We start from the raw sequence: 21,426 nt of genomic DNA, 5'->3' as shown, positions 1-21,426 counted from the left end.
GCAGAAGGTCGCCGCTTTTTGATGAGGTGCTCCATGTGCCTGTGCCTCAATCAGGGCATGAACGGTTTGATCTGATGGCACGTCGAGGACAGGCCCTGACCATTCGCCGAGCAATTCTCGCTGCTCTTGCGGTGATAATAATTGCATTTGATCTAACGATTGATCTGGCGCTGACACCATTTGTTCAATCAGATAAAGGAAATACTCCTTCCACTTCTCAATTGACGACTGATGAAAGATAGAAGAATTAAAATCAAACACAAGCTCAATCTGATCAGCAGATTCGTTTCCAGTTAAGGTCAAATCAAATTTAGCGATATTCTCTTCAAATGGTTGCGGAACAATATGAAGTCCAGCCATCGACAAGTCACGGATATCCGCATTTTCCATTGAGAACACCACATCAAAGATTGGATGACGGCTTGTGTCTCGAACCGTTTGCACTTGGTCCACCAATTCTTCAAATGGATACAGTTGATGTTCGTTTGCCTCTAACACGAGCTGATGAACATTTATCGCAAATTCAGCAAATGTCTGATGTCCTGCTGGCTTCGTTCTAAGTGCCAGCGTATTCACAAACATGCCGATCACAGATTGAATATCAGGATGGGTTCTGCCCACAATCGGAGAACCGATCATGATATCTTCTTGTCTCGAAAGCTTGCTTAAAAGGGTACTGTAGCAAGCTAGCAGGACCGTATAAGTCGTACTGTTGAGTGACCTGACCAACTCATCCAATTGTGCTTTAAGCGGACCATCGATCGTGAATGCGATGCGACCTCCTGCGAATGTCTGCACTTTTGGCCTTGGCAGGTCTTCAGGCAATGCCAGTACAGGCAGTTCTCCGTGTAATTGCTCCAGCCAAAATGCCTCTTCAGCATCCTTTTGTGCAACGGATTCCTCACTTTTTGACCAAACCGCATAATCCTTGTATTGAACAGGTAAGTCCTCTAGTTTGTCTCCTCGATACAAGATCGAAAGCTCATCAATTAAAATACCGACAGACGCACCATCTGAAATGATGTGGTGCATATCAATCAGTAAATAGTGTACATTTACGGAAACAGACACAAGACCCACTCTGAGTAGAGGTGCTCTTCCTAAATCAAACGGACGGATAAAATCATTCATCAATTCTTGAATATCTCGACCGTTCCCTTCGATTCTTTCAATATCCAAAAAGACATTTTCTTCAATTCGCTGAACAGGTTCATCCTGAACAAAATCAAAGCTCGTTCGGAAAGCCTCATGACGATGAACAAGCTGTTCAATGGCTTTTTCAAATCGTTTTTCATCAAATACGCCTTCAAGCTTTAAGACAGCTGGCATATGATAGCTTTGCTCAGCATTAGTCATTTTCTCCAGAACGTACAGTCTTTTCTGAGCAGACGTCACTGGATAATAGGCTGCCTCTTCCGCTTTCTCCACTCGCTGGATCTCCGTTAGATCCGCTTGATCAACCGCAAGAGCAAATGCCTCTAATGTTGGGGATTCAAATAAAGACTTCAAGGTGAGCTCCACCTGCATCTCTTCGTACAGCCTGTTCAGCATTTTCATGCCGCGCAACGAATGGCCCCCGCACTCAAAGAAATGATCGTGCCTGCCGATTCGCGGCACTTCAAGTACTTCCTCCCAAATGTGTGCCAACGTACGCTCTGTCTCCGATTGAGGAAGGACGTATTCATTTGCTGCCTGCTCACTTAGATCAGGCACCGGTAAAGCCCGTCTATCTACCTTGCCGTTACCCGTCAGCGGAAGCTCGTCTAATTGCATGAAGAATGCTGGCATCATATATACAGGTAATTCACGTCCTACTTGATCACGTAAATCAGCTAATGAGACAGAACCTTCTGCTGTGAAATACGCACATAATGTATCATTCGATGCTGCAATTACGACGGCTTCCTTCAGTTGCGGATGTCGCAGCAGCTGATGTTCAATTTCTCCAAGTTCAATTCGCTGTCCTCGAATCTTGACTTGATGATCGATCCGTCCAATGAATTCAATATCTCCATTTGACAGCCAACGTGCAAGATCACCCGTTTTATACATGTTCTCACCAGGGCGGAAATGATTCTCTACAAACTTTTCGCTTGTGAGTTCTGGCTGCCCATAATATCCTTTCACCAGTCCATCACCAGCAACACACAGCTCTCCTGCAACACCCGGCGGCTGCACATGACCAAATTCATCAACAATATAAATGGCTGTTTGGCTCACTGGCTTTCCGATTGGAATGGATAACGCCTGATCATCGATGTAATCCACAGGATAATACGTGGTGAAAATCGTGCTTTCAGACGGTCCATACATATGAACAAGCTTGTCCTCCCCAACCGTTTCAAGCGCTGACACGACATGAGGTACAGAAGCTCGCTCTCCGCCAAACAGAACTTTTCTTACATTCTTCAGGCTGTCTTTTTTCATATCAATGAGTAAGTGAAAAAGAGCTGTCGTGATCATTAAAATGCTCACTTTTTCTTTCTCGATCGCTCCAGAAAGCTTATTCATGTTTAAAATGGTGTCTTTGGGCAGAACAATAAGCTTTGCTCCGTTTAATAAAGAACCAAACACATCAAACATAAAGGCATCAAATACATAGTTTGAGAGGCTCATCACCGTGTCTTCATGATAAATGGTGAGATAATTCGATTGCTTCACCGTTCTCAAAATGTTCCGGTGTGTCACCATATTTCCTTTAGGCTTGCCAGTTGTACCAGATGTATAGGTCAAATTCGCCAAGTCCTCAGGTGAAATACGTGCATCTATATTGCTAGCTGATTGCTGATCAATAGTCTGATCTTCTGTTTCTATGATTGTTCCCTCAAAAGCAGTGAGCACCGAGCGATGACGCAGCACATAATGTGTCAGTAAAAATTGTGCATCGCTATCTGTCAAAAAGTGCTTTACGCGCTCATCAGGGAAATCGGGATCGATTGGTACATAGACACCGCCCGCCTTTAGTACAGCCAGAACAGACAACACCATCTCATTGGATCGTTCAAAGAATAAGGCCGCTTTCATTCCTTTTTCAAAACCATTTTCACGCAAATAATGAGCCAGCTGGTTCACTCGGTCATTCAGTTCTTGATAAGAAAGAACCACATCTTTACATTGCAATGCAGACTTTTGACCGTATTGCTGCACCTGTGCTTCAAATTGCGTCACAATAGTTTCATCCGCCGGATAAGGCGTAGGTAATGGGTTCCACATATTCAATTGAGCTTCCGCCTCTTGTTCAGACAGTAAACGATAGGAATGAATAGCTTCCTCCGGCGTTTTGACCATCTGTTCCAGAAGATAAACATAATGCTTGAGCATCTGCTCTGCTGTACTACGTTTAAATAATGCCGTACTGTAATCAAGAACGAAGGATAAACCATGACCCGACTCCATCGCTTGCAGTGTTAAATCAAATTTAGCAATGTGGAAATTGGTTTCTTCGACTTCGACTTGCATCTCTCCAATATACTGGGCTGTTGAATGATCCGGCGTCAGCGTAAAGACGGTATCGAACAACGGATGGCGGCTAAAATCTCTTTGCACATTCAGCTTTTCAAGCAACCTCTCAAATGGATATTGCTGATGCTCAAATGCCCGCATCGTCTTTTCCTTTACCTGCTCAATCAACTCCGCCATTGTTCTGTTCGGATCAACCTCTGACCGCAAAGCAAGCGTCTGGACAAACATGCCGATCATGTCATTCAGATCTGCATGCACACGTCCTGCTGTTGGTGTCCCGACCACAAATTCCTTTTGACCTGTGTATTTCGCAAGCAATGTATAGTAAGCAGAAAGCAGAACCGTATACAGTGTCGTGTGATGATTCGCTGCAAGCTCATGTAATTGATCTTTTAACGCTTCATCTATTTCTTTGATCACACGATCCCCTGCGAAGGATTGAACAGCTGGACGCTGATCATCTGTTAGCAGCTGTAAAGCAGGAATATCTCCCGAAAATTCTTGCAGCCAGAATGCCTCTTCTTTTTGAAAACCTTGGTGTTCTTGCCAAACAGCATAATCTTGATATTGAAGCTTAAGTGGCGCTTTCACCGATCCCTCATAAGCATCTGACAGCTCACGCAGCAGCAAATCGATCGAAAGACCATCCGAAATCAGGTGATGCATATCGAAAAAGAGCAGATGCTCCTGATCGTGTATTGACTGCAAGCCAATACGAAGAAGTGGTGCACACTCAAGATCAAAAGGTCTAACAAATTGCTGCATGTTCTCTTCCATCGTGCCGCCTGTCAGTTGCTCCATTTGAAATGGCACTGATGGAGCTATCCGCTGACGAGGGACACCTTTGATTGTATGAAAAGAAGTGCGCAGCATATCATGACGTGTGATCAGTCTTTCAAAGGCTTCAGTCAGCTTTTCTCGTTGCAGTGTTCCTTTTAACCTCACAACAGCTGGCATATGATATGCGTTGCTCTGCTCCAATTGACTCACCATATAGACGCGCTGCTGTGGAGGTGACAATGGATAATCGGCTGCAATCGGTGCTTTCGGTATGACCATTTGAGCAGATTTTTCCGCTTGCTCAATATAGGCAGCCAATGCGGCAATCGTTTGCTGTTCAAATAAAACAGACAACGGCACCTCTACTTGAAAAGCTCGCTGAATATGTGTGAGTACTGTCATCGCTTTGAGCGAATGCCCGCCTTGATCGAAGAATGAATCATATACACCGATCTTCTCTTGATCAAGAACTTCTTCCCACAAGCGAACAAGCTTCGTCTCCACATCGTTTCTAGGCGCTACATAAACAGCACTGCCAGCCTTGTCCCCTTTTAATGCGGCGAGTGCACGCCGGTCGACTTTTCCGCTTACTGTGAGTGGAAATACATCGAGTTCTTTAAAATAGAGAGGCATCATGTAAGCAGGAAGCTGCTGTTTGATAGCAGCTTGCAGTGTGTCCACTGACACACCTTCTTGATGGACCTGGTAATAAGCGCTTAACGCCTTTTCACCATCCGCCTCATCAACCACAAGTACGACAGCCTGATCGACTCCCTCTACCTGCTCCATCACCGCTTCAATTTCGCCTGTTTCTATGCGGTAACCCCTTATTTTCACTTGATCATCCATTCTGCCAAGATAATCAATCGTGCCATCTGGAAGCCATCTGACTAAATCCCCTGTTCGATACATTCGATCATGTGGAGAAAACGGGTCTGCTGTAAATACCTGCTCCGTCAATTCAGGTTGATTCACATAGCCTCGTCCAACACCTATCCCCGCAATGCATAGCTCTCCAGCAGCCCCCTTCACCTGTAATTGATTATGTTCATTTAAAATATAAATACGGTGATGACCAAGTGGCTTTCCAATTGAGACATAACGCTGTTCGGATAGTTCCCGCAGTTCATTGAGATCTAGGCGATGAACCGCCGCATCCACACACGTCTCTGTCGGACCATACACATTCCATAGAGCAAAGTCAGGCTGACTCATACGAACAGCTTCGATCAGAGACTGCGCCGCTTTCGCAGGCAATGCTTCTCCTCCAATCAACATGTGAGTCAATGACAGCCCACTCAAATCCGCTGCAAGTAAAAGCTGCACATGTGCCGGTGTTCCATCCACTGCTTCAATTTGATGTTTTTGATAATAAGCCGCTAACTGCACACCATTTCTCGTCGTTTCTCTTGGGACAATATGAAGCGTATGCCCAAATAAAAGGGCTGCAAAGATTTGTTTCACCGATGCATCAAAATGGAATGGTGCAAGAAGCGCCATTTGAAGCTCACTAGCACCCTGATACATTTCATGATGCAAAGCATGGACCAAATGATGCAGCTGAAGATGCTCGATCATGACGCCCTTCGGCTTTCCCGTCGTACCCGATGTATAAATCATATAAGCCAAATCCTCGGGTGCTATCTGATCTACGAGCTCAGGCAGCAAGCCATCATCTAATAAAATATGCTGCTGCACGATCATTTTCTCCGAGAGGACTGGGTACTGCTGAGCTAACAATTCCTCTGTTAACACAATGGAAGCACCTGAATCCTCCACAATAAATTGAATACGCTCCTCAGGTAATGCCGGATCAATCGGTACATACGCCCCGCCAGCCTTTAATATGCCGAAGATCGCCACCATGGCATCTACCGTTCGATCCATTAAAACAGCAACAGGTACATCACGCGAAATACCTTTCATTTGTAAAAATCGTGCAAGCTTTTCTGCCTTTTGAGACAGCTCACCATAAGTAAATGTTCCATTTTCCGCTACAACGGCAACCCGCTCTGCATACTTGTTTGCCGATTCATCAAATAACTGATGAACCGGTTTCGCTGCTGGTAGTTCAAACGATTCTCCCTCAGATAATTGCAGCAGCTCCTTTTGCTCACCTGCTGAAAGTAAAGGCAATGTCCCGATCAGCTGATCAGGCTGAGAAACCGCCGCTTCCAGCAAGATCGTGAACCGATCAAACATCTTACTCATATCTTTTTCACTGAATAAATCTGTACGGTAATCCAAATCAATGGTCAATGTATCTGTATCCCAGCGGTCTTTCACATGAATTGAAATATCATTCATTCCGCTCCCACTAAAAATCGGTTCAGTAATGAAAGACAGATTCTCTTTTTTCTGCCACTGCATGACCTGATATTCTAAAGAAATATCAAAAAGGCGCCCTGTAAACCCTTCTCTTTCTCGCAAATCATTCATAAGCAGATTGTAAGGATACTTTTGGTGACGCAATATCTTCATTTGATCCGCCATGACCTGTTTCACAAAATCAAGAAAGGTTTGTGACCCATGAACAGATGCGCGCATTGGGATCGTGGAGACAAACATACCAATCATCTTTTTTTCTTTGGCATTCGTCCGGTTGCCCATAAAGGTTCCAAGGACCACGTCCTCCATGCCGCTAAATCGATGTAAATATATATAAACAGTGGACATAAACATAGAAAGCATACTGACTTTCTGTTCTTCACAAAAGACACGAAGCTTCTCCTTCAAAGAATCTGGAATATCCCCTGAAAATCGCTCCGCATGTAAACCTATCTCGTATCCCTTATGCGGTTTTAAAGAAGCGAAATCTGGAATATGATCAAATTGCCCGTTCCAAAAAGCTTGGTCTTTTTGAAAACGTTTAGAAGATTCATAGGCTTGCTCATTCATCATGTGATCAACGAAGGAAATCTCCTCAACTGGCGAGATGTCTCCCCCGTGCAGCATGTCATGGTATAAGTCGATGATGCGATTTCCCATCAAGATAATAGAAATACCATCTGCCACAATATGATGCGCTTTACAGAACAGCCAGCACTCTTGATCACTGATTTGAAAGACCGTAAATTCAATCAAGGGGCTGTCAATCAACGGCATCGGCTCACGAATTTGCTCGTTCGCCCAAGCCCTCACATCCTCTTCACTCCAGCCTTTCACCAGGCGAATCGGCTGCTTCTCATATGGTTTGATATATTGAACAGGCTCCCCCTGTTCATTTCGATACACAAGCCTCAAACGAAGAGAGTCAGTTTGGCGAATGTACTCTTGAAGAACGTCAACGACCAAAGAGGGATTCAGACCTGATACCGATCTCAATCTGGCGAATCCACCCAAATTAGAAATACTTGTACCTGGATAAAATCTTTCCGTGTAGAATACTCTCTTTTGCGCATGTGTTAAGGGGTAATAAACTGTATTCATTCTTATCCTCCGCCTCTTCTATGTTTTCTCCACCAACATGAAACCTTGCACCCTCTATATCAAAAGAACCAAGTCTATTTCATTAAAATAGACGGAATAACGGAAAAGGAGCCCACCCCGAATAAAACGGAGAGACTCCCATTTTGATTCGGTAGCCTGCCGACCTTAGCAAAAAAACAACTTTTACCTTAGGACATGGCTTTGCGTCTCTATGTTTCCATAGATTTGCCTTTTTCTTCTTTTCTTTTAGATATTTTCTATTTACGTCCACTTTATATGAAATTATTGTTTTTTTCACCGAAAAATGGGTGTAAAGATTCATGCGTTATGCCGAAGGGATCACATCATAATTTACGATATTTACCGAAAATAACTAATAATAGTTGCGTATCACCGAAAATAATCGACTAAATACCGCAAAAATTTCATGTTTTCCCTTAAATTTTGCAAATATAACCGAAAATGTAGGAGAGAGGTCTCCTTTCGTTTCTCGCAATTTCTTAAATCTTAAGAACTATATTCCCTGAAACTCCGAAAATTTTTACCATAAAAACAATACAAAAAGAGCTGCCATTTCAAATGACAGCTCCTTGTTTCTTCATTATATTTACATCACCTTAGACAGACCAATCGTTTTCTCAATAATGAGCAACGCAATGATAGAAATGATAATAAATATGACAGATATCGCATTGACACTTGGATCAAAGGTTTGCTCAATGTAATTAAACGTCCTCACTGGAATCGTAATGGTTTGGGGAGAGGAGACGAACAAACTGATCGATATTTCCCCAAATGACGTCACAGCTGAAAACACTCCGCCTGCAATGATCCCTGGCTTAATCAAAGGCAGCGTCACTCGAAAGAATGTACGAATGGGTCCTGCGCCAAGATTCATTGAAGCTAGCTCAAGTCGTGGATCAAGATTCGAGACACTGACGCCTACCGTTCGAACCACATATGGAAAACCAATGATGACGTGACCAATGACTAGCGCCCACAAAGAACCTGTAAAGCCCATAGCTGTAAACAAATAAAGCATTGCAATCCCTAACACCACCTGAGGAATCATGAGAGGTGAAAGAATAAAGGCTTGGATGGCCTCTTTTCCCTTAAAGGAAAGCCTCGCTAAAGCATACGAAGCCATTGTTCCTAAAAGAACAGTAAGAGGCGTCACGATAAGTAGCAGAATGACACTGATACGCAGAGATTCCATCCATTCTGGATTTGACACCACCTCATGAAACCAACGAACGGAGAACGATGTCGGTGGGAATTCAGGAAATGCATTCGGGCTAAAAGCAGAAAGAACAATGACAAGAACAGGTATGGTTAAAAAGAGATAAACCAATGAGCCAGCAGTCCAAATCAGGATCGAAAGCAAGCGGTCACCAATTGACTTTTTACGCATGCATCCTCGCCTCCCAACGCTTCAATAGATAGCTTAGTAGACTGACCACCACAAGCACACACACCAACAAAGTAAACGACATGGCAGCAGCAAGAGGCAAGTTATAGACCTGCATGACTTGCTGATAAATAGACAGCGGCAATAGCGGCTGCATCCTTCCGCCGACTAAAAGCGGGGTGATATAGCTGCCTGCTGCTAGTGAGAAGACAATAATCGCTCCAGTGATCATGCCTGGAATGGTAAGTGGTAGAGTCACATGAAAAAAGGTTCGAATACGGCCAGCTCCAAGGCTCATAGAAGCCAGTCTTAAATGACGATCCATATCGGTCAAGCTTGTTGCGATAGGAAGCACTGCAAAAGGCAGCATGACCTGAACATAAGCAATAATCACCGCATTCATATTCCAGAGCATAGATAGCGGCTTCTCAATCACATGTAAATCTAATAACATGCCATTAATCAGACCATTTTGCGAGAGAAGAACGATCCATGCAAACGTCCGAATAACAACACTTGTCAAAAGCGGCGATACAAGTAAGATATAGAAAAATGCCCGTAGCCGTCGGTTAGGTGCCTTGACAAGTAAGTACGCTGCGGGATATGCCATCAATAAACAAATCACCGTTGTCTGCAAGGCCACCCACACTGTACTTCCGATCGCCTTCACATATGCATCTGTCGTGAACACATGAATATATTGAGAAAAGCTGTATGTTTGTAATGTATTCATCATCGAATCAACATCACGAAAACTGAGGACGAACATCATCACAAGTGGAGCCAGAAGAAATACAACAAGAAACAAACAGGCTGGCAGCAGCATAAACCAATGAAATCGTTGATTCTTTTTTTTGATTCGCATCACGTATGCACCTTCGAATCTAAGAAAACGACATCTTCAGGCTGCCAATTGATATGGACAGTTTCTCCAACCTCCGGCAACTGTGGAAATGCTGCATCTGATGCATGTACTATGATTTCACCTTTATCAAGCCCCACGACCAAACGTAATGAGTGCCCGATATAACTGACATCTGCTAAAACACCTGTGACATGGTTTGGCTGAAATTCCTCTTTGACAGAAGATATGCTGATTCTCTCAGGACGCAGCATGAGTAGATACTTCTCTCTCTTTCTTTTATGCCCTGCAGGCTTCAGCTGAACATGCTGTCCGTTTGACTGGGTTAAATGCGGAACAGTGAATGTGGAACCAGCTTCATCATACACTGCCTCAAATAGATTGACCTGTCCGATAAATTCAGCGACAAATCGATTGTTTGGCTGACGATACACTTCTAAAGGCGTCCCAATCTGCTGGATTCTTCCCTCTCCTAAAATCCCAATCCGGTCAGATAGACTTAAGGCTTCTTCCTGATCATGTGTCACGAGAATGGTCGTAATCCCGACATTCCTTTGAATATTTCGAAGCTCAGTCTGCATATTTTTTCTTAGTTTTGCATCTAGGTTGCTGAGAGGTTCATCAAGAAGAAGAACAGACGGCTGAATCGCAAGCGCCCTAGCAATGGCTACCCGCTGCTGCTGACCACCGCTCAATTGGTGCGGCATACGTTTCGCATATTCCTCCAATTGAACAAGAGATAAACTCTCCATGACCTTTTGTTTGATTTCTGCCTTCTTTTTCTTTTGAACCTTCAACCCGTACGCCACATTATCAAATACGGTGAGATGAGGGAAAAGCGCATAGCTTTGAAAGACCATACCCGTTTTTCTTTGATAAGGCGGTAAAGCTGTCACATCCTGATCGCCAATATAGACGACTCCTTTTGTCGGTTCTAAAAAACCGCCAATGATGTTTAATAACGTTGATTTTCCGCAGCCACTAGGGCCAAGAAGGGAGAAAAACTCTCCCTCATGCACCGTAAGACTGACATCATCAAGAGCAATCTGCTCACCGAAATGCTGGCTGATGTGTTCTAAATGGATTCCACTCATGCGATCACCTATTTTCCTCCGCCTAATACTTCGTTCCATCGATTTGTCCAATTACCAAGCTCCGAAGTCGCTGTTTCGTAATCTACCCAAGTCAGCTTGCTATAATAATTCTCTCCAACCTTCACTTTCCCCTTAATCTTGTCACCGTATTTCACATCAGAATTCGACATCCCATAATATGATTTTTCAGAGAAAGCCTCCTGAGCTTCTTTTCCGCTTAAATAGTTTAATAGTTTGTAAGCAGCTTCTTCATGCTGACTTCCTTTCGTTAAAGCCCAGCTCGCAACAGCTGCAACAGCGCCTTCCTTCGGATATGAGAAACCAATATCCATCCCTTCTTCTTCAAGGGCAAATGATCGGCCATCCCAATATGGAACTGCCGCAACGTCACCACGTTCTAACAAGGTTTGAATAGACCCTGGGTTATCGGGAAAAGCAGCTACATGCCCTTTTAATTGTGCTAGGCTTTTAAATGCTTTGTCGATATCCTTAGGATTCGATTCTGTTCCCCCTTGAGCGTGGACAAGTGCAGAGAAAAATTGCAAGCCGGCTGAATAGGTCGGAGAAGAAATAGCCACCTTCCCTTTAAGCTGACTGCTCCAAAGGTCTGTCCAGCTGTTTGGCTCCTGCTTGACAAGGTCTTTTCTATAAGCAATTCCTAGCTGCCCCATACTAAAGCCTGCTGCATATTGTTTTCCGTCAACAGTGAGCTTCTTTTGAACAGAACGATAAAGTTTTTTCACATTCGGTGCTTGATCTTCGTCAATAGGATTAAGTACGTTTGCTGCAATGCCTCTTTGAATCGTATCAGGCTGTAAAATCAGCAAATCATACGGTGGGTTTTTACCATTTGATGCTTTTAATTTCGTAAACCATTCAGAATCCGCCCCAGAGACGGTTTGAACTTTTATTCCCGTATCTTTTTCAAACTTTTCAAGGATTGGCTTAATATTCTTTTCCCAATCGCCGCCGTATACGCCAACGATGACAGTCTGCTGTTTGCTTTGATCCTGTCCATTTCCACCGCAAGCAGTCAGCAATAGAACCATTGATAGGATGCCTGCAAAAATAGTGATTAATCTTCTTTTCATGATTCATTTCCCCCTTTTTGTTCATTCATTTGACGAAGTGCTTGAATAACATCTGTCTTTGTTAACGGTCCATTTCTATGACTGAAATGGGTATGAACCGCATGTTTATAGTGCGAACGTTCATTAGCTGGGTATGAACGCAGCTGAATAGCAAGTTCGCTGCTTGCTTCGTCCGTCCATACTTTCTCATAAGCTGCTCTTTGTTCTCCAAAATCCCACACGACGTCAGTATCATCATCAATCTTTTCGCGAAGCCACTTGCTCTGCTCTTCGTCAATTTTCCATTCATTTTGGTCTCGATAGACTTTGACACCATATTGTTCCAGCGCTCGTTCTTCACTTAAAAGACCTGCTTCCACTTCCTGAAGGACTTTTTCTTTCTTTCTAGCAAATGGGTTCCCCCAGCCTCCTCCACTTGGTGAAACCAATTGAACAATATCGCCTTTTTCAAGACGCAGGACATCTATTTTTGGCTGGTCTTGTTTTTCCCCATTTGCTGTGATCAGCTTTACCTCACCAACAGCTCCCGCTCGGCCGCCCATTAATCCCCAAGGTTGAAACTTCATCCGCTCCATTCCTCGTGCTGTCACCATGGATTCAGGCTTGATCATCTCAAATTCCAAACCGATCGCATGCCCGCCTCTATTTTCTCCCGCTCCACCTGTGTTCGGCAGAAGCTCATATCGGTGAACATGAACATCAATATGCTGTTCCAAGCTCTCAATCGGTGTATTCTTTAAAAAGCCTGATGAATGATCAATACCATCCACTCCATCAGCACCTTTTTGAGCACCACCGCCTCCACCTAATGGTTCGACAACTGACATCTTCCTGCCTCCTGTTTGATCATCAGGAACAGAAAGAACAACAATGGCAGATTGACCAGCACCTGCTGCAGGTACTGCTTCAGGTAATAGTTTACCAATGGCGCCTAACACGACATTGTAAAGCCTCATCGTAATCGAATGCCGAATACCGACAGAAGCTGGATATTCTGGATGTACAAGCGTTCCTTTAGGAGAAATCACTTCGATTGGATATGTAATCCCACCATTGATCGGTATAAAAGGATCTTTACTAATGATGTAATTAATCAATCCTTGATATAGGAAGGAATGCTTCTGACCATTGGTGACAAGGTTAAAGGCCGTTTTTACTTGCGGGTCACACTCAGAAAAATCGAGCGTCAGCTTATTTCCTTTGACCGTTAACGTGATTTTCAATCGGATAGGCACGTCTGAGATCATATCATCATCCAAATAATCAGCGAATTCGCTCGTTCCATCAGGAATAGCTTCAATGACCTTTCCTGCACGATCCTCGGCTTGCTTCAGCAGGTCAATCATTCCTTGTTTCACTTCGTTTTTCCCAAATTTCTCGATCATTTCTTTTAACCGAATATCCGCTGTATTTACTGCGGCAATCATCGCATTGATATCCCCATCATTTAAATGACTGGTTCGACTGTTGGCTCTTAAAAAGGTACGAACGACCTGATTCTCTTTTCCACCTTCATAAATTTTCACTGGCGGTATTCTTAATCCTTCTTGATGAACATCCGTCGCAGTCGGTGAAATACTCGAAGGCACAAGTCCGCCCACATCACTTACATGAACAAAAGACCAGGCATAGCTTACAATTTCTCCATCTACAAAAATAGGTTTAATGATATGGATATCTGGCAGATGAGTCGCTAAACCATCTGTTGTATAGGGGTCATTTGTGATGATAATATCTCCTGGCTGCATCGGTCCGCTTTCTTCAATCGCTTTTTTTAGACTCAGCCCTAGAAAGATCGTCACACCGACTGTCTTCGGATAAACAAAGAAATCACCAGAAGGCGTGGCTAATGCTGTCGCAAAATCAGCAGATTCTTTTACGAAGGTCGTAAATGACGTCCGCTCAATGACATGCCCCATGCCTGATGCAATCGCATTAAAATAACTGCGCATCATCTCAAGCTTTGCTGGATCAGTTCTCATGTAAAGCCGCCTCCCTTGAAATCACTAAGTTTCCTGATGGATCAATACTGCCTAACCAGTTTGGTAGGATCAATGTTGTCGTATCATCCTGCTCAATAATGGCGGGTCCTTTTACGACAGAACCTACTGACAGAGTATCTCGGTTATAAACAGATGCTTCGTACTCTTTTTCTTCTATAAAGATACGTCTACATTCATGTGGCTCCAAAGACTGTCCGCTGCTTTCATGAACAGGAGAGAAAGGCAGCGGCGGCGTCTCGCCTATGACTCGAACTCGTAAATGCGTAAATTCAATGTTCGCCTGATCGTCTCTATGTCCATATTGACGCTTATGCAGTTTGTGAAATGCTTCAGTGAGTTGATCGATGTCTTGTTCTTGCCTCAGCCAATCAGCTGATAATGGCAATTCAATCTCAAATGCCTGCCCTTGGTAGCGTGCGTCCGCTAATAATAGAATAGATGTCTGGTTGATATGTTGAATGTTTTGCTGACTGAACCAATCAGTTGCTTTACGTGAAAGCATCTCATAATCTTGTTTTAATTGATCTATCGTATAGTCTTGTAAACATATTTTTTTAGACAACACCGCATCATGAATAAAATCAGCTGTGAGAGCACCTAACGCACATAATGTGCCAGGACTTGGAGGAACGACCACATTTTTTGCATGAATTTCTCTTGCAAGGAAATTTGCCACAACAGGTCCTGCGCCGCCAAACGCTAGCAAACTAAAATCTCTCGGGTCAAACCCTTGCTGCTCCATGACATTGCTTAATTCCGTGTACATATTGGCTACAGCTACTTGAATCAGCTGGTCAGCCGCCTGTTCAACCGTTTTATGAAGCTGATCTGCAATTGGCTGAAAAGCCATTTTCGCTGCAGACAGCTGCAATTGTAAATGTCCGCCGGCAAAACGTTCTTGATTGAGATAACCGCATATGAGAAACGCATCGGTTAAAGCTGCTTTCTCTCCCTTTCCATACGAAGCTGGACCCGGCTGCGAGCCAACGGATTCCGGTCCTGCTTTTAAAAGTCCGCCCTGATCAATCCACGCTACAGAACCTCCACCTGCTCCTATTGAATACATCGCAACAGATGGAAGAATGATAGGAAAACCTGAAAGCTGATTTGATTGGGCCATTGTAGGCTGCCCATTTTGAATGATCGAGATATCCGCACTTGTACCCCCAACATCAAAAGTGATCAGATTGGATTCGTTCGCAGATGCTGCGATTCTTGCTGCACCAATGACACCAGCTGCCGGACCAGAAAAAAGGGTTTTAACGGGTGAGGTTGCTGCACTTTCTGCATCCATCAACCCACCATTTGATTGCGTAATGTATGGAGAAGTTGGTACACCTTCTTCTTTCAAGCGGCTTTTCAATGTTTGTAAATACTGTTTCACCTTTGGTTGAATGTACAAATTGACAACCGACATCACTGTACGCTCGTATTCCCTCATTTGAGGCCATAATTCAGATGAAGTAAGGACTTCTAACTGCGGGTAATGATGGTTGATATAGGATTTTGCTTGTAATTCATGAACTGGATTTTGATAACTATGTAAAAAAGAAATGACAATACCTGCTAGCTTTTTGGATATGACCTGCTGGACAGCATCATCTAATTGCTGCAGATGGAGAGGTTTTTTTATCGTACCATCGTGTATCAACCTTTCAGAGATTGGATATACATGCTTTCGTGGTATCAATGGTTCTGGCAAACGAGAATTGAAGTCATAAGGAATGGGTAATCGTAAACGTTGTAGTGACAAAATATCTTGAAAACCTTCCGTCACAAAAAGAGCTAGATCTGCTCCTTTTCGCTGCAATAATGTATTAAGACCGATTGTCATTCCGTGTACGAGATATTGGATTTTGGATAAATCAACACCTCTCTCTTTTAGAAGATTTAGCCCATTGATAATCCCCTGGGCTGGGTCATCAGTCACTGTGGGTGTTTTGAGTTCGGTCAGCTCCCCTGTTGCTTCATTCATGAGCGATAAATCAGTAAATGTTCCGCCTATGTCTATTCCGAGCCGATAAGAGACATCCGCCATTTGTACTTCCCTCCCGCAATGTAAATGGAATCATATTTTGATAAATTACGACATTTTTTGATATTTGACTCCATATTATTAAAGCAGATCGGTCTAGTCAATTTTATTTTTTTAAAATTTCTGTATGTTAAAATCTTGAAATTAGCCCAAAAAGCAGTGATAAAGCCGTTTTGCATAAGCAGAATCATTTTATGAGCAGCAAAATTAAAATTTTTATGATTTTCTACAAATATGAAACAAGAAAAAACGATTAAAAAGCGTTTTTAGAACTTTAAAAGACGTTTTTTCAAAACCAGGAGAAATTGGTAAGTAATTCTGCTATACTTCTGTTTACAAAATAAGAAAGAGAGCTAGCATCTATGAAACTTCTTAAAACCATTCTCTTGCTTTTATTGATTGTCATTGGTGTAGCAACAGGCTATATCCAGCTGGAGCAAAGTAAACAAGAGACGACGAATTCATCTTACGATAAAACCATTCACTTTCCATCAGATCGTTATCCAGAAACAGCGAAGCACATTGAAGAGGCAATTGATGAAGGTCAATCCTCCATTTGTACGATTGATCGTAAAAATAGCGATGAGCAGAGAGACCGATCACTTCGTGGCATCCCAACAAAGCGCGGATATGATCGGGACGAATGGCCGATGGCGATGTGTAAAGAAGGAGGCACAGGAGCTTCTGTTAAATATGTACGTCCTTCAGATAACAGGGGAGCAGGCTCTTGGGTAAGTCATCAATTATCGGATGATCCTGATGGCACAAGAATTCAATTTATCATTGATTAGTCCCTTTCATCTTTTCTACATTAAAAAAAGTTTCACGTAACTGTATACAGGTATTTTAAACATTTTTTTCATGCCGATAATCCTTAAGGAGGGATACCCTACCTTATACCTAAAGGAGTCAAAAAGCATGAAGAAAAAGGGAAAACTGAGGCTTGGTGCCAAAATAATGGTGATCTTTTTAAGTGTCCTCATCGTATTTTCAGCGGTTGTTGGTTATGTGGTGAATCGCGAAATGACAGAGAACATCAAACAAATGGCCACCGAAAAAGCAAAAGGTGATTTAAAACTAGGATACGCCTACCTAAATGAAAAGGTTGCTGGCTCATGGCAGATTAAAGAGGACAAGCTATACAAAGGCGATACCCAAATCAATGATCATGACACATTGGTTGATCAATTAGCCAATTACACTGGAGATACAATCACGATTTTTCAAGGAAATACCCGTGTCGCCACGAATGTCATGGTAAATGGGAAACGAGCTGTGGGTACAGAAGTCTCACCTGAAGTAAAGGCCACTGTTTTAGATAAAGGAGAAAATTATTACGGAACAGCAAATGTTGCCGGGAAAGACTATCAAACGGCGTATATGCCCATCAAAGATGAAGCAGGCGAAACGATTGGTATTTTTTATACCGGTGCAAATCAAAGCATGATTTCACAAATGCTTCAGTCATTCTATATTCAATTTGTCATTGTCCTGCTGTTAAGTCTCATCGTTTCTGTTATCATAATTTCTATTTTCACAAAACGGATTCAGACACGCCTCAAGCACATGGCTTCTGCTATTAAGAGTGCAGGCGAAGGAAATTTGACAATCAATGTGACAGATCACGCAGGCGATGAACTTTCTGAACTGGCAGGTCATTTTAATAAGATGCGGGAAAAATTAAATCAAACCATTTTAAATGTCATGAATACGTCTGATTTAGTAGCCACCTCCTCTGAGCAGCTATCAGCTAGCGCAGAAGAAACGAGTGCAGCATCAGAAAAAATCACTCACACCATCCAGGAAGTTGCTCAGTCGTCAGAACAGCAATCGGATCAAATGACAGCAAGCGAACACACGATGATTCAAGTATCCAATGAGCTGACAAACATCACTAACAACGCGGGACAGATGGCAGCAAGAAGTCAATTCGCACAAGAAATGGCCCAAAAAGGTGTACAGAATATTGGAGAAGTGAACTCACAAATGACGTCTATTGCAAAATCAATTGAAGAGAATGGTACAGCGATTCAAGCACTGGAAACACGTTCAGTCGAAATTGATCATATTTCCAAAGTCATTACAGACATCGCCAACCAAACGAATCTTCTTGCTCTTAATGCAGCAATAGAGGCAGCACGAGCAGGTGAACATGGTAAAGGGTTTGCCGTTGTCGCAGACGAAGTGAGAAAGCTCGCTGAAGAATCTCAAGCATCATCAAACATGATTTCTCACCTCATTTCTGAAATACAAAAAGAGATGACTCATTCGACGAGTGCAATAAAACGAGTAAAAGAGGAAGCCGCTCAAGGGGCTGTTCTCATTTCTCATACAGAGGAATCATTTATTGATATCCAGCAGGCAATGAGAGAAATGGCAGATGGCATTAATCATTTATCAAGTGCATCACAAAAAATTGCAGCTTATACAAACGATGCGAAACAATCCTTTGCCTCAATCACAGAAGGCGTTAAACTGACAAGTGAACATTCACAGCAAGTAGCCGGTTTAACAGAAGAACAATTTGCTGCAATGGAAGAAGTAACAGCTTCCTCAGAAGCTCTTGCCCATTTAGCAGGAGACTTAAAAGAAATGGTCTCACAATTTCGCATCTAGATCCCTCAAACAGTAGCGCAAGACGGCGACAATCGTCTTGCTGCCTAACATTCCCTTTTTCACGTAAATCCATTAATAAAGGAGTTTTTTATATGAATGACTTAAATCAAACCCATTCCTTATCGATCTCCTATCACCAAATCACCGTATACGCTGGAAGCGATACACCCCCTGTGATTGATTGGACAGATGATGACATTCTTCAAGGATTCGCAACTGGAGATCAGGGTGTTTCTTTTGAAGGCGTGAACAATGGACAGGCTTTTGTGATCGTGACATTAAATGAAAATGAGCCGCCAGCATCCGTTGATAGAGTCATAACGGTGCCATTTACACATTCAAGCGATCAAGTTCATATCACAAGCGTCATGGCACAGGTTCTGTCTTTCTCCATTCCAAAAGGAGACTATCAGCTCACCTGCTACACCTCACATCAACCTGATCAAGATCTCTATTATTTTGATTTCCAAACTGTGTAGATCACGACTGGTCGTACTGTTCAAGCCACTTTTCCGCAAAGTCTACCGATTCTCTCACCGGTAATAAATACGAATTGGCAAGCCCGATTTGACCGCGATAATGGGTATATCCTGAATGTAAAAAATCACGACCAATCTGTTCAAATAGTTCTTCTCTAGTAATGATATCCTGATACTCTTTCCATACCCGCCATCCATTTTCTAAAATAGGGGCACCTCGCGTCATGAGGTCTTGCTGAGAGATTCTATATTCAGCTAAGTGGAAAGCTGTATGACTCTCAAATGACGTACCAATCAGCAGCACTTGAGCATCAAGATCGTACATGCGCCCAAGAGGCGAATTTTCTCCTAAACCATAAGAAAGCGCATGGTGTTTCAGAATTTCATGTTTCCTTTTCCCCCAAGCTGTGAATGAAAAATTAGGATGATTGCTTCTCGACACGCCTGGGTACTTCCAAAACGTTTCCGCTACCTTTCCCATTGCTGTTGGCGTCGTGTAAACCGGATCAAATGCAGGCATCGTCTCTTTGATCGATTTCCACCATGAATAGGGAACGGGCGGATCAATCCAATCGGCGGGGTCAGAAAGTTCTAGCGTTTGTGCCGGCATAACCAGTGTTCCCTCTTCTGTTAGGGTTTCCATTAATGCTTGTATGACGGCTACAGCGCCTCCATTCACCCAGCCGATAGATGATAAAGATGAGTGAACACATAAAATCATGCCTTTTTTCACACCAAGTTGAACCAAGTCTGCTTTGATTCTTTCCTTTGTCATCGGTTCAGCTTGATTTTCGATTAATTTTTGCATTATTGATTTCCTCCTGCGGCTCTTCTATTACTGATGGATGAGACGTTTAACCGCAATAGACAATTTATAATTTGCGTAATTTGTCAGCTCCGTTAAAAACTGATCAAGCTCATCATGACTGGAGAAATGTCCTTCGGCCATATAACAGCCCTCTCCACTTATTTTAAATAGATTCTTGATTTCTTCCTTTTGATGAAGAAACGACAGCAGTGGTTCATGATGAAGGCTTCGGGTATAGAGCTGCATAAATGTTTGGATGGTCTTCTGAGTCCGCCAATCTATCGAAATGGTATATGCTTCAATCACACCATCTTCTTCTAGCTTTAACACACGATTTGCAACCGCTTGACCGGTTAAATGAACTTTTTCACCTAGTGCTTTCATGGTTAATCGACTGTTCTTTGAGAGTTCTTTTAAAATGTCCATATCTGTTTGATCTAGCATTGGCTCACCTCTTTCAAAAATCAAGTCCTTCCGCTGAAAGACTTTCATGTTCCTCTGTCACATGAAGCTCTTTTAATATACTGTAAACTTAATCAGAAAAAAAGGAGGCCTTTTTGATGAAAATAACACTCATTCGCAATGCTACTTTATACCTTCACTATGGTCAGTCAACTTTCTTAATTGATCCCTTTTTAGGAGCAAAAGGAACATATCCACCGTTCCCTCATACAGCGAATCAACATTTGAATAACCCCATTGTCGATCTGCCTGTAAACATTGATTTAGACAAGATGTTACAGCCGGATGCTGTCCTGCTCACTCATTTACACGTGGATCACTTTGACGATGAGGCGAAAAGGGCATTAGCTCAAGATCAACCAATATATACTCAATCGGAAAAGGATCGTAAAGAAGTCAAAGAAGCTGGCTTCCAGCATGTCACATGCATTGAAGATGAAATGGATATTTGCGGTGTTCATATTAGACGTACAGGCGGGCAGCATGGAACAGGAGAAACCGCAAAACGGATGGGACAGGTCAGCGGTTTTGTTTTCTCTCATCCTGATGAACCTACCCTTTATATTGCGGGTGATACCATTTGGTGTGATGAGCCGAAGGAGGTTGTGGCTACATGCAAGCCAGATGTCATTGTGGTCAATAGTGGGGCTGCTCAATTTTTAGAAGGCGATCCGATTACAATGACCAAGGAAGAGATTTTAGACATTCACCGCTCTCAACCAAATGCTCAAATAATCGCTTGTCATCTTGAAGCTGTGAATCATTGCTTGTTAACAAGAGCTACATTGGAAGCTTACATTCAAGAGCATCATGCAGATCAAGCTATTTTTGTCCCTAAAGACGGTGAGACTCTCACCTTCAGATAGGATCGATAAACAAGATAAAACCGGCACCTCT

13 protein-coding genes and 1 riboswitch are annotated in these 21,426 nt (G+C 42.9%); of the genes, 4 read left to right on the top strand and 9 right to left on the bottom strand.

Annotation, left to right across the window (positions count from 1 at the left end):
- The 7 genes from BA70_RS08525 to BA70_RS08495 form a co-directional block, all read right to left on the bottom strand.
- A partial coding sequence (locus BA70_RS08525; RefSeq protein ID WP_034320750.1) for a non-ribosomal peptide synthetase occupies positions 1-7,671 on the bottom strand: 7,671 nt, incomplete at its 3' end.
- Positions 7,672-7,818: 147 nt separating this feature from the next.
- Positions 7,819-7,911: riboswitch (cyclic di-GMP riboswitch) on the bottom strand.
- Between the two features lie 367 nt (positions 7,912-8,278).
- Positions 8,279-9,082, bottom strand: coding sequence for an ABC transporter permease (locus tag BA70_RS08520; protein ID WP_034320747.1), 804 nt, complete (start codon positions 9,080-9,082; stop codon positions 8,279-8,281).
- A complete protein-coding gene (locus tag BA70_RS08515) occupies positions 9,075-9,944 on the bottom strand; it encodes an ABC transporter permease (protein WP_034320744.1) in 870 nt (289 codons plus the stop codon). The genes BA70_RS08520 and BA70_RS08515 overlap by 8 nt, the downstream gene beginning before the upstream one ends.
- A complete protein-coding gene (locus tag BA70_RS08510) occupies positions 9,944-11,035 on the bottom strand; it encodes an ABC transporter ATP-binding protein (protein ID WP_034320741.1) in 1,092 nt (363 codons plus the stop codon). The genes BA70_RS08515 and BA70_RS08510 overlap by 1 nt, the downstream gene beginning before the upstream one ends.
- A gap of 8 nt (positions 11,036-11,043) precedes the next feature.
- On the bottom strand, positions 11,044-12,126 hold the full coding sequence (locus BA70_RS08505) for an ABC transporter substrate-binding protein (RefSeq protein ID WP_034320738.1): 1,083 nt from the start codon (positions 12,124-12,126) through the stop codon (positions 11,044-11,046).
- Positions 12,123-14,108 carry a hydantoinase B/oxoprolinase family protein gene (locus BA70_RS08500; RefSeq protein ID WP_034320735.1) on the bottom strand — a complete coding sequence of 662 codons (1,986 nt, stop codon included), beginning with the start codon at positions 14,106-14,108 and terminating at the stop codon, positions 12,123-12,125. The genes BA70_RS08505 and BA70_RS08500 overlap by 4 nt, the downstream gene beginning before the upstream one ends.
- Positions 14,098-16,167 (bottom strand): hydantoinase/oxoprolinase family protein, encoded by a 2,070-nt coding sequence (locus tag BA70_RS08495; RefSeq protein WP_034320731.1) that lies wholly within the window; start codon positions 16,165-16,167, stop codon positions 14,098-14,100. The genes BA70_RS08500 and BA70_RS08495 overlap by 11 nt, the downstream gene beginning before the upstream one ends.
- 359 nt (positions 16,168-16,526) lie before the next feature.
- Between BA70_RS08495 and BA70_RS08490 the strand changes: the two genes are divergently transcribed.
- From BA70_RS08490 to BA70_RS08480, 3 genes are all read left to right on the top strand, one after another.
- Positions 16,527-16,955 carry a NucA/NucB deoxyribonuclease domain-containing protein gene (locus tag BA70_RS08490; RefSeq protein WP_034320729.1) on the top strand — a complete coding sequence of 143 codons (429 nt, stop codon included), beginning with the start codon at positions 16,527-16,529 and terminating at the stop codon, positions 16,953-16,955.
- Between the two features lie 127 nt (positions 16,956-17,082).
- Positions 17,083-18,780 (top strand): methyl-accepting chemotaxis protein, encoded by a 1,698-nt coding sequence (locus BA70_RS08485; RefSeq protein WP_034320726.1) that lies wholly within the window; start codon positions 17,083-17,085, stop codon positions 18,778-18,780.
- A gap of 92 nt (positions 18,781-18,872) precedes the next feature.
- Positions 18,873-19,259 (top strand): competence protein ComJ, encoded by a 387-nt coding sequence (locus BA70_RS08480; RefSeq protein ID WP_034320724.1) that lies wholly within the window; start codon positions 18,873-18,875, stop codon positions 19,257-19,259.
- Position 19,260: 1 nt separating this feature from the next.
- Here the strand turns inward: BA70_RS08480 and BA70_RS08475 are convergent, their stop codons facing one another.
- Together BA70_RS08475 and BA70_RS08470 are read right to left on the bottom strand one after the other, a co-directional pair.
- The gene (locus BA70_RS08475) at positions 19,261-20,067 is read right to left on the bottom strand and encodes an AAC(3) family N-acetyltransferase (RefSeq protein WP_034320722.1); all 807 of its coding nucleotides are present in this window, start codon (positions 20,065-20,067) and stop codon (positions 19,261-19,263) included.
- Positions 20,068-20,094: 27 nt separating this feature from the next.
- Positions 20,095-20,511: an Lrp/AsnC family transcriptional regulator gene (locus tag BA70_RS08470; RefSeq protein ID WP_034320777.1), complete on the bottom strand. Its 417-nt coding sequence runs from the start codon at positions 20,509-20,511 to the stop codon at positions 20,095-20,097.
- 116 nt (positions 20,512-20,627) lie between these two features.
- Here BA70_RS08470 and BA70_RS08465 point away from each other — a divergent pair, with 116 nt between their 5' ends.
- Positions 20,628-21,395 carry an MBL fold metallo-hydrolase gene (locus BA70_RS08465; RefSeq protein WP_034320719.1) on the top strand — a complete coding sequence of 256 codons (768 nt, stop codon included), beginning with the start codon at positions 20,628-20,630 and terminating at the stop codon, positions 21,393-21,395.
- Positions 21,396-21,426 lie beyond the last annotated feature (31 nt).

This window comes from Bacillus zhangzhouensis (assembly GCF_000715205.1).
Classification (GTDB): domain Bacteria; phylum Bacillota; class Bacilli; order Bacillales; family Bacillaceae; genus Bacillus; species Bacillus zhangzhouensis.
This window is presented reverse-complemented; position numbering and strand designations above follow the sequence as displayed.